We start from the raw sequence: 7,634 nt of genomic DNA, 5'->3' as shown, positions 1-7,634 counted from the left end.
GTCCGGGCACGACAAGATCGCCCGGACAGGGCCTGGACGAGTAAGTCCTATCTGCCGCCGTCCACCCGGAGGGCGGCGCGGAGCAGACGGGAGATAGGGCTTACTCGTCTAGCCGGGAGTCAGTGCCCAGAAGTGGTCGACGACCCGGTCCAGGAACTCCTTGCCCGCCTCGCCGGAGCCTCCCGACGCGCCCCAGCTCGACGTCGCCACCATGCGGGCCTGGTACTCCTGGTGCAGCTCCTGCAGCACGTCTTCCAGGTGCCGCTTGGGCAGCGGCAGCATCTTCGCCACCGGACGCACGTACGCCTGCCAGCGCGTCGTCGCCGCACTGCGCAGCAGCTCGGCCAGCTCCTCGTTCCTGCCGGTCGCCGTCAGCAGCTCGCGCGGCGACAGTGCCAGGACCTCGGCGAGCGCGGCGGTCTGCCGCTCGTTGCCGCGCCAGCGGTTCCCGTCCTCCATCCGCTGGTACGAGGACGTGTCCATGCCCACGCGGCGCGCCAGATCGTCGGGGCCCAGGCCCCGGGACATCCGGTGCTCGCGAAGGGTCTGGGGTGCGCCGAGCAGCTCGGCGGGGGAGCACCACAGCACCCCCGCGAGAGCGGTGAGTTCCTGGGAGCTCGGCGCGAGCAGCCCTCGTTCCCAGGCGGCCACCGTGTCCGGGGCGACCTGGAGTCCGTACTGGGCCTGAAGTCCGTAAGCGACATGGCCGGGCGCCATCCCCAGCGCCTCGCGCAGTCGGCGGGCGGCAGGGGCGTTGAAGGGCGGGGTGGAGTGCACGGGCACACCGTAGAAGCGGAGGGTCACTTTTGACTACGGTGCGTTTACCCAAGGCCAAAACTTGTAGGAAGGCCCGAATTGGGTGGGCGCTTTGCTCCGTCGTTCCGACGGGGGCCTGCTCGCGTACCGGCGCGGTCGGAGTTTGCGCGTACCGCGCGGTCGGACCGCAGCGTACCAGCGGGTAGCTTCGCCCGGTAGCGGGTCTGCTAGCGTCCGGAGTGGATCTTTGCGTGGAGGGGGAGACACGTGCCGGGATTCGCGACTCGGGGCAAGGTACGCCTGGCCGTGGCGCTGACCGTGCTGGCGGCACTCGTCGCCGGCGGACTGCCGGTCGCCTTGGCCGTGCTGCATGACCGGCAGCTTTCCGACAACCGGGCCCAGCTGGAGCGCGCCTGTGCCGGACTGCTGCCGGTGGCCGAGCTGGGCCGCTTTCTGCCGGACGATTCGGCGGGTGTACTGACGGAGTACGGCACGCTGCTCGACCCGGACCAGGACAGCCGCGCGCTGCTGGACTGCCGGCTGTCCTGGGGCGGCGGCCCCGAGAAGTGGGAGCCCGATGCCGAGGTCCGGGTCCGCGGCGAGGCGCTGCTCGCTCCGGTGACCGAAGTACCGGGCGAGAGGGTCGGCGAGTTCCCCTTCCGCCTGCCGCCGAACGCCCAGGGCTCGCTGCACCTCGACGACCGGCTCGACGGCGCCGAGGCGATCGCGTCGCTGCTGCTCGACTGCCCGAAGGGACTGCCCGGCCGGGTCAGGCCCAGCCGGGATCTCCACGTCGAAGTGGGCTTCCCGGCGGACGGCGAGCACGAGCTCACCGAGCAGGAACGGCTGCTCGTGGCGGGTACGGCTGTGGACGTCGCCAACCGGATCGCCGAGCGCCACCACTGCGGCACAGCCCGGCTGACCACCGACCGCTGGACCCCGCCGGACGGGCCCAGCCTCTGCGCCTGGCTCGACACCGAGGTGCTGAGGATCGAGGGATTCGCGGAGACAGACGGCTGGGACGGCTCCAACAACCCCCGCTACAGCACGCGCTCAGGTGTCTGTGAGAGTCACTGGACGGGCAGCGGGCGCGATCCCGGCCATGCGGAGATCAAGGCCGTGAAGGCCGAGAGCGGATCCGCGCTGATGCCGCCCGAGCCCGTGGGCGCATCCGCCCCGAGACCGGGCTCGCCGGGACCCTGGAACGGCCAGACCGACAGCCGGGGCAACGCCCTGATCCCCAACGAGGATCTGGACGTCGAAGTCTGGGCCCGGTCCATCTGCGACGGTGGCCGCAGCGACCACCGGATCTCGGTCACTCCGCACCTCGTCTTCGGGGTCGGGCACACAGCCACCCTCACCCTCGCAGAACGACGGCAGATCTCCCGGGCCGCGCGTGCCGTCCTCGACCGCTACCTCGCCGCGCCGGACGGCTGGCCGAAGAAGGCGCACTGTCGCGACACCGACATCCTCGGCGAGGTGTGGTGATGACATTCACCGTGACACGGACCGTCAAGACCTACGCCACCGTCGCCGCGGCCCTGCTCCTGGCGGTGGCCGCCGCCTACCTCACCCTCGGCGGCGGTTACGACCGCTGGGCCGGGCAGCGCGTCCTCGACAGCGCCTGCGACGGCGTCCTCGCCGCGGACGAGACCAGGGCCGTGCTCGGCGACGGACCCCTCGCCCAGGCCAAGGCCGGCACTCGGGAGGAGGACCGTGACGCCGCGGCCGATGGCCCCTTCTTCGTCCGCTGCGAGGTGAGCCGGGTCGTCGAGTACAACGCCGGACACCCCACCCACCCCGGCTCGGTGGAGGTGACCATCCACGGCATACCAACTCCCTCGGCCACCGCGGCCACCGGGGACACCGGGGACACCGTCGCGGCTCGCGACGACCGGATCTTCTGGGGCACGCAGACGCCCCGGCCCGTGCCGCTCGGCCACGGCTGGAACGGCTTCTTCGGAGCCGAACCCGGAGCGAAGAAGTGGTCCGCCACTGCCGTCCTCCTCGAATGCCCGGCCGCCCGCCGCAGCCTGCTGGTGACGGCCACGGTGGAGGTCGACGGAACCACCGTCGAGAACCCCCATGACCGCACCCGCGCCGCCCAGGTCGCGACGGCCACGGCCCGCAAGGCAGCCGGCCGCTGGGACTGCGGAGCCCCGCTGGGCAGCCGGCCCGACACCGTCCCGCTCCCGGTGAACGCCGAGGAGTACGTGCCGCTCTCCGCCGCCAAGGGCACCTGCGCCGGAGTGCCGGGACCGTCCCGTACCGGCTCCGTTGGCTGGGAGAGCACGCGCGGTGCGTCCCCGCTCGAGCAGTGCGGCGTCTCCGGGCCGTCCACCACCATCGAGCCCGAGTACGAACTGCGGGCGTACTACGGCGTGTACGCACGGGACATGCGCGTCCGCGTCGAGGAACGCCCGACGGGGCCGGAAGGGCTGGTCATGACTGCCGACTGTCCCTCGGTCGCCGGGCGCGCGATGTACGTGATGCGTTCCTCCCCGGTCGAAAAGAACGCCACCTCCCCCTACGCCCGCTCGGCGCTGAAGGCCTTCGCCGCCCGCTCGGCGAAGGCCCACGGCTGCGCGGCACCCGTCGACCACACAGTCACCCCTTGACCGCCCCACCCAGCGTGAAGCCCCCGCCGAGCCGGCGTGCGATCAGTACGTAGAGGATCAGCACCGGCAGCGAGTAGAGGATCGAGAACGCCGCGAGCTGCCCGTAGACCACCGATCCGTAGTTGCCGAAGAGGGTGAAGACGGAGACCGACGCGGGGAGCTGCTCGGGGGAGAGGAGCAGCATGAACGGGACGAAGAAGTTCCCCCAGAGCATGATGAACGTGTAGATCGACACGACGGCGACGCCCGGGCCCATCAGAGGCAGCACGACCCTGGTCAGGGTCTGGGCCGTCGACGCGCCGTCCGTCCACGCCGCCTCCTCCAGGACGAGCGGGACGCCGTCCATGAAGTTCTTCATCAGCCAGATCGCGAACGGCAGTTGGGACGCGGCGAGGAACAGTGCCGTTCCGTACATCGTGTCGATCAGCTCGACCTGTACGAACAGGCCGTAGACCGGCACCATCACCGCCGTGATCGGCAGACAGGTGGTGAAGAGGATCGTCAGCAGGAACGGCCGGTTGAAGCGGGAGCGGTGGCGGGAGAGCGGATACGCCGCGAGCGCCGCGCAGACGACGGTGACGACGGTCGCGCCGCCGCACAGCAGCAGACTGTTGAGCATCGGCGTGAAGGTGATCTCGTCGGTGAGTACGGCGTCGAAGTGCTCCGTGGTGACCGACCCGGGGACGCGTACCCGCAGATCGGCGTCGGCGTTCACCGACGCCAGCACCAGCCACAGCAGCGGCAGCGCGAAACCAGCCGCGGTGAGCAGCAGCGCGGCATCGGCGGCGAGGCGGGCCCGCGTGCGGCGGCGCATCAGACGTCCACCTTCAGCAGCCGCAGATAGACGACCGAGAACAGCGAGCCGACCAGGAGCAGCAGCAGTGCCACCGCCGTCCCGTACCCGATCAGGCTCTTCAGGAACGCCTGGTCGTACATGAACACGGGCAGCGTCTGGCTGCGGCTCCCCGGTCCGCCGCGCGTCATCGCCCAGATCAGACCGAAGACGGAGAGCGTGGACAGGGTGTTGAGCATCAGCGTCGTGCCGATGGAGCGGCGGATCATCGGCAGCGTGACGTACCGCAGCCGGCGCACCCCGCCCGCGCCGTCGACCTCGGCGGCCTCGCTGATGTCCCGCGGAATCTCGGCGAGCGCCGCCGAGTAGACCAGCATCGAGAAAGCGGTCCCGCGCCAGACGTTGGCGAACGACACGGCGAGGATCGGCAGCGTGAACAGCCAGTTCTGGGACGGCAGATGCAGCCAGTCCAGCACGGCGTTCAGCGTGCCCTCGCGGCGGAAGAAGGCGTACAGCAGGAAGGCCGCCACGATCTCCGGCAGCACCCAGGCGGTGATGACGAGCGCGCCCGTGAGCGTACGCACCGGCCCCGACGCGGCCCGCATCAGCCCCGCCAGCGCCAGTCCCAGGGTGTTCTGCCCGAGGACCGCCGAGACGACGGTGAAGACGAGCGTCAGCCAAACCGCGTTGCGGAAGCCGTCGTCGGCGAAGGCGCGGCGGAAGTTGTCCAGGCCGACGAAGTGCGAGCCGGAGGCGCCGGTCAGCTGGGTGTCGGTGAACGCGATCCACACGCAGTAGCCGATCGGCCCGGCGAGGAACAGCAGCAGAAGCAGTGTGGCGGGGGTCAGCGGCAGCCACCGCCACGCCCTCGCGCGGCCCGCCACGCCCGTCACTTCTCCACGACCGCGCCGTCGGTGATCGTCTTCAACTGCTCGTCGTACGCCTCCGCCGCGGCCGCCGGGGCCGCGTCACCGGTCGTCACCTGCTCCATCGCCTCGCCGATGGCCGTGGAGACCTGGGGGTACACGGGCAGCGCCGGCCGGTAGTGCGTGTACGGGACGAGCTGGGTGAAGAACCGGATGCCCGGCATGGACTTCAGATAGCGCGGATCCGCGGCGACGTCCTTGCGCACGGCGATCTGGGCGCCCACCACGTCCCACTGCACCGCGTTCTGCTTCGTCTGCAGCGTCTCGATGAACTCCCAGGCCAGATCGGGGTTCTTGGCCTTCTGCGGGATCGCCCAGGTCCAGCCGCCGGACATGGAGACCCTGCCGGGCGGCTGCCCGTTCTGCGTCGGCATCGGGGCCTGCGCCAGATCCGTCTCCCAGCCCGGCCACTCCTTCGGCCCCTCGTTGATCCAGTTCTGGCCCATCCAGGAGCCGTCGAGGGAGATCGCCAGCTTCCCCTCGGGGAAGAACTCGGTGGCGACGCGGGTGCCGATGTTCGGGTCGAGGGCGTCCGAGACGTCCGGGCCGAGCTTCTCGCCGTAAACGGTCCGTACGAATCCGAGCGCGTCCTGGAAGCCCTTGCTGCCCGCGACCCACTTCTTGGCCGACGGATCGTAGAGCGGATCCGCGCCCGTGCCGTACAGCAGCATCTCGAAGCCCTGCATCACGGCCGCCTCGCCGGGACTCTTGCCGGTGTAGACGTTGAGCGGGATGGCGCCGGGGACCTTGCGCTTGACCGTGCGGGCCGCGTCGAGGATGTCGTTCCAGTTCTTCGGCCGCCAGTCGGCCGGCAGCCCCGCCCTGGCGAAGATCTTCTTGTTGAACCAGAGGCCACGGGTGTCGGTGCCGTCCGGGACGCCGTAGGTCTTGCCGTCCTCGGCCTTGGCGGCCGCGCGGGCCGTGCCGACGAACTGGTTCCAGGTGTCCCACTTGGCGAGGTAGTCGTCGAGGGGCTTCAAGTACCCGGCCTTGATGTCGGAGTTGATGCGGAAGGTGTCCTCGTAGACCAGATCGGGGGCGGTCTTCGGGGAGCGCATCATCTGCTGCGCCTTGGTGGCGTAGTCGTTGTCCGGCGCCTGGATCGGGATGAGCTTGACGGTCTTGCCCGGGTGGGCCTTCTCGAACTGCTTCTTCACGGACTGCAGGAAGGCGTCCTTGAAGCGGATGTTGTTGTCGGTGGAGCGGTTGTAGACGACTTCGACGGTGTTGTCGTCGTCGGCACCGGAGCCGCCGCCGCAGGCGGTGAGGACGAGGGCGAGGGCGAGGACCGGGGGAGCGAGTGTCAGTGGGGCGGTGGGGCGCACGGGCACGACCTCCTCTGTCAGCCGTGGGGGGCTGCCCGGTGACCGTAGGTCGGGCCCGCGAACAAGGTCAATGCCCGTGCGCGGAAAGGGCTTTCGGCCGGACTTTCGGCCGGATTCGGTCCGATGGGTTTCGGTCCGATGGGTTTCGGCCCGATGGATTTCCGTCGGACGGGATTCGGTCCGACGGGTTTCCGCCCGATGGGTTCCGTCCGACGGGACACGGCCCATACGTTCTGTCCGTACCTGCTGCCCGTACGTGTGCCCGTACCTTCGGTCCGGCCTTCAGCGGCCGGAAGTGATCCAGCGATACTGCAGCTCGGGCCGGCCGATCTGGCCGTACTGCGGGCTGCGCGCGGCCCGGCCCGCGGTGACCAGATGCTCCAGATACCGGCGGGCGGTGATCCGCGAGATCCCGACCGCGGCTCCGGCCTCGGCCGCGGTGAGCCCGACGGGGGTGTCGCGCAGCGTGCGGGTCACGGCCTCCAGCGTGGGCGCGCTGAGGCCTTTGGGGAGCGCGGCGGGCTGCGGCGTACGGAGGGTCGCAAGGGCCCGGTCCACCTCGTCCTGGCCGGACGCCTCGCCCGCGGATGCGCGGAACTCGGCGTACCGGGTGAGACGGTCGCGGAGGGTGGCGAAGGTGAACGGCTTCAGGACGTACTGGACGACGCCGAGTGACACGCCCTCACGGACGATCGCCAGATCGCGGGCGGAGGTGACGGCGATGACGTCGGCGGAGTGGCCGGCGGCGCGCAGGGAGCGCAGCAGCTGAAGTCCGTGCCCGTCCGGCAGATACAGGTCGAGCAGGATCAGCTCCACCGGCGTCCGGTCCAGCAGCCGGTACGCCTCTGCCCGCGAATGTGCCACCCCGGCGACGGTGAACCCGGGCACGCGCCCGACGTACAGGGCGTGCGCGTCGGCGGCGACGGGATCGTCCTCGACGACGAGTACGCGGATCCCGGCGGGTGTTGGTGCTGTCATGGGCTCACCTCCGTGGTGCACAGCGACGATCGTCCGGTGCGGCCTTCCCGGCGGCCGAGAGGCCGGTTCATGCGTTCACCTCTGCGTCGCGCAACGGCGGTCGTACCGTGCTGTGTCTTTCCGGGGGCAACCCCCGGACGCCCGGCCGGTTCATGCGTTCACCTCTGCGTCGCGCAACGGCGGTCGTACCGTGCTGTGTCTTTCCGGGGGCAACCCCCGGACGCCCGGCCGGTTCATG

General features: G+C 70.5%; 7 protein-coding genes. 2 read left to right on the top strand and 5 right to left on the bottom strand.

Going from position 1 to position 7,634, the window contains the following annotated elements:
- Positions 1-108 precede the first annotated feature (108 nt).
- The gene (locus ACWGI8_RS29885; protein ID WP_453665589.1) at positions 109-717 is read right to left on the bottom strand and encodes a helix-turn-helix domain-containing protein; all 609 of its coding nucleotides are present in this window, start codon (positions 715-717) and stop codon (positions 109-111) included.
- Positions 718-1,023: 306 nt separating this feature from the next.
- On the opposite strand from ACWGI8_RS29885, the gene ACWGI8_RS29880 reads away from it, so the two are divergent.
- Positions 1,024-2,244: a hypothetical protein gene (locus ACWGI8_RS29880; RefSeq protein ID WP_453665587.1), complete on the top strand. Its 1,221-nt coding sequence runs from the start codon at positions 1,024-1,026 to the stop codon at positions 2,242-2,244.
- Positions 2,244-3,374 carry a hypothetical protein gene (locus ACWGI8_RS29875; RefSeq protein ID WP_453665586.1) on the top strand — a complete coding sequence of 377 codons (1,131 nt, stop codon included), beginning with the start codon at positions 2,244-2,246 and terminating at the stop codon, positions 3,372-3,374. The genes ACWGI8_RS29880 and ACWGI8_RS29875 overlap by 1 nt, the downstream gene beginning before the upstream one ends.
- Here ACWGI8_RS29875 and ACWGI8_RS29870 read toward each other — a convergent pair.
- From ACWGI8_RS29870 to ACWGI8_RS29855, 4 genes are all read right to left on the bottom strand, one after another.
- On the bottom strand, positions 3,364-4,188 hold the full coding sequence (locus ACWGI8_RS29870; RefSeq protein ID WP_453665584.1) for a carbohydrate ABC transporter permease: 825 nt from the start codon (positions 4,186-4,188) through the stop codon (positions 3,364-3,366). The two genes, ACWGI8_RS29875 and ACWGI8_RS29870, sit on opposite strands and share 11 nt — an antisense overlap.
- Entirely contained in the window at positions 4,188-5,051 is an 864-nt protein-coding gene (locus ACWGI8_RS29865) for a carbohydrate ABC transporter permease (RefSeq protein ID WP_453665583.1), read from the bottom strand. The genes ACWGI8_RS29870 and ACWGI8_RS29865 overlap by 1 nt, the downstream gene beginning before the upstream one ends.
- Positions 5,052-5,056: 5 nt before the next feature.
- On the bottom strand, positions 5,057-6,418 hold the full coding sequence (locus ACWGI8_RS29860; RefSeq protein ID WP_453665581.1) for an extracellular solute-binding protein: 1,362 nt from the start codon (positions 6,416-6,418) through the stop codon (positions 5,057-5,059).
- A 282-nt stretch (positions 6,419-6,700) separates the two neighbouring features.
- On the bottom strand, positions 6,701-7,396 hold the full coding sequence (locus ACWGI8_RS29855; RefSeq protein WP_453665579.1) for a response regulator: 696 nt from the start codon (positions 7,394-7,396) through the stop codon (positions 6,701-6,703).
- Positions 7,397-7,634 lie beyond the last annotated feature (238 nt).

Source organism: Streptomyces sp. NPDC054841 (assembly GCF_053611045.1).
The sequence above is the reverse complement of the archived record's forward strand: the minus strand, read 5'-3'. Positions and strand labels throughout refer to the sequence as shown.

Coding starts and splice junctions, on each gene's coding strand:
- ACWGI8_RS29875 (WP_453665586.1), top strand. CDS start 2,244: ATGACATTCACCGTGACACGGACCGTCAAGACCTACGCCACCGTCGCC.
- ACWGI8_RS29870 (WP_453665584.1), bottom strand. CDS start 4,188: ATGCGCCGCCGCACGCGGGCCCGCCTCGCCGCCGATGCCGCGCTGCTG.
- ACWGI8_RS29855 (WP_453665579.1), bottom strand. CDS start 7,396: ATGACAGCACCAACACCCGCCGGGATCCGCGTACTCGTCGTCGAGGAC.
- ACWGI8_RS29885 (WP_453665589.1), bottom strand. CDS start 717: ATGGCGCCCGGCCATGTCGCTTACGGACTTCAGGCCCAGTACGGACTC.